Here is a 1,601-nt window from a genome sequence, read left to right as displayed (position 1 = left end):
GGCCCTGTCTCACATTCGGTGGTGACGGAGCGTGCTGTTATCCGAGGAGGATGCGGTGCCGGAGCAGGGTGAAGCCTGCTCGTCCGTGCATCTGGCGCGCGATCCGTTTGGTCTTGGTGTTGACGCCCTCAGTGGGGCCGTTGCTGTACGGAAGCGTGAGCCCGGCGATCACGGCGTCGATGTCCCGGTCCAGGCCCCGGGTGAAGGCGTGTAGGTGGGGCAGGTCGGCTGTTCGGACTTGGGCGATCCAGTGCGTGAGCGCATCGGCGTTGTCGGTGTGTGGCGTAAGGAGCGGGGCGAAGTCTCTGATACCCGCGGCCAGTTGGGTCATCTCGGGGCAGGCGGCGGTGAGCTTCGCTAGGAGCTCGTGCTGCTCGGGCTTGAGGTTGTCGGGTCTGGTCAGCAGCATCCGGGCGAGCCGGCGTGGCGAGATATGGCTGCGGTCGGCGTCCGCGCGGCCTTGGTTGATGTACTTGTGCAGAAGGTTCAGGCAGCCCGTGAAGCCGAGGGTCTTGATCTCTTCGAAGAGATGCTGGACGGGGACGCCGGGGTCTTCACTTCGGCGTTTGCGCAGGTGCTCACGGTAGGGATCGACCAGGCTGGCACGGTACTTGGGGACGCGGAGCATGCGCTCGGGCCGGTCGGCTCGGGCGTAGCGTTTGACGGTGTTCAGGGCCAGTTGCAGGCGGCGGGCGCATTCGAGCAGGCCCACGCCCTTCTCGAGCAGGCCATGAACCTGATGCCAGCGTTCGAGGGTGGTCTGCGCGCGGGGCCCGTCGTAGATCGGCGCGTCCAGTACGGTCGCCCAGCAGGCACTGTGTGCCTTCACCTCGCTCAGGGCGGCTTCGCACAAGTTCTTCCATAAATGCCAGCGATCACCGACTTGCACCACGTCAGGCAGAGCACGGCGGATGGCCTCGGCGTAGGTGGCTGAGCCGTCGCGGCACACGACCTCGATGCCCGGATGCCCGCGCAGCCACGCTTCCAGCGTGTCGGCCGTGCGGTCGGGCAGTACGTCGATCCGCTCATGGGTCTCGGCGTCGATCACCACGGTGGCATAGCGGTGCCGCCGGCGCAGGGCGAAATCGTCGACGCCGATCACGCGGGGCACCCGCCCGGTGGGCAACGGGATGCGCAGCAGGGTGCGCAGGGCCGTGTGACGGGACAGGCTCACCGCGAGTATCGCCAGCAAACGTGATCCCGCCCGGCCCGCTAACTCTTTGACCACGGCCTTGACCTGCCTGGTCAGACGAGCGGTGCGTCGCTGGTATCGCTCCAGCACCCCGGGCACCTGTTCGCGGAAGGTGTGCAGGCAGCCTCGTGTGGGACACACCAGACGCCGCACCCGCACACGGACCGCCACCCGTCGCCCGTCGACCGGTACGTCGGCCACCGTCCGCCAGTGATAGCCGTGCACCCGTCTCGACGAGGCCCCGCACACCGGGCAGACCGCGGTGTCCAGCGGTGTCCGGGCCCGCACCACGATCCGCTCACCCTCGTCGACCACATCCACCATGACCAGTGGGGACAGACCCGAAAACACCGTCCGCACAAGCTCGTTGACACCCATCACATGAAGGTCAACGACCCTCACAACTCTC

The 1,601-nt window shown here is 67.2% G+C and carries 1 protein-coding gene; it reads right to left on the bottom strand.

Going from position 1 to position 1,601, the window contains the following annotated elements; translation table 11 throughout:
• Window positions 1-37: 37 nt before the first annotated feature.
• The gene (locus PUR53_RS13995; RefSeq protein ID WP_329908463.1) at window positions 38-1,570 is read right to left on the bottom strand and encodes an ISL3 family transposase; all 1,533 of its coding nucleotides are present in this window, start codon (window positions 1,568-1,570) and stop codon (window positions 38-40) included.
• Window positions 1,571-1,601: the final 31 nt, after the last annotated feature.

The organism is Streptomyces sp. SP18BB07, assembly GCF_036322545.1.
GTDB classification, from domain to species: Bacteria; Actinomycetota; Actinomycetes; order Streptomycetales; family Streptomycetaceae; genus Streptomyces; species Streptomyces deccanensis.
Note: the sequence above shows the minus strand (reverse complement) of the source record. Positions and strands in the feature narration are given on the sequence as shown.

Bases quoted from the DNA above. Each gene is read 5' to 3' on its own strand.
- PUR53_RS13995 (WP_329908463.1), bottom strand. From the start codon at position 1,570: ATGGGTGTCAACGAGCTTGTGCGGACGGTGTTTTCGGGTCTGTCCCCA.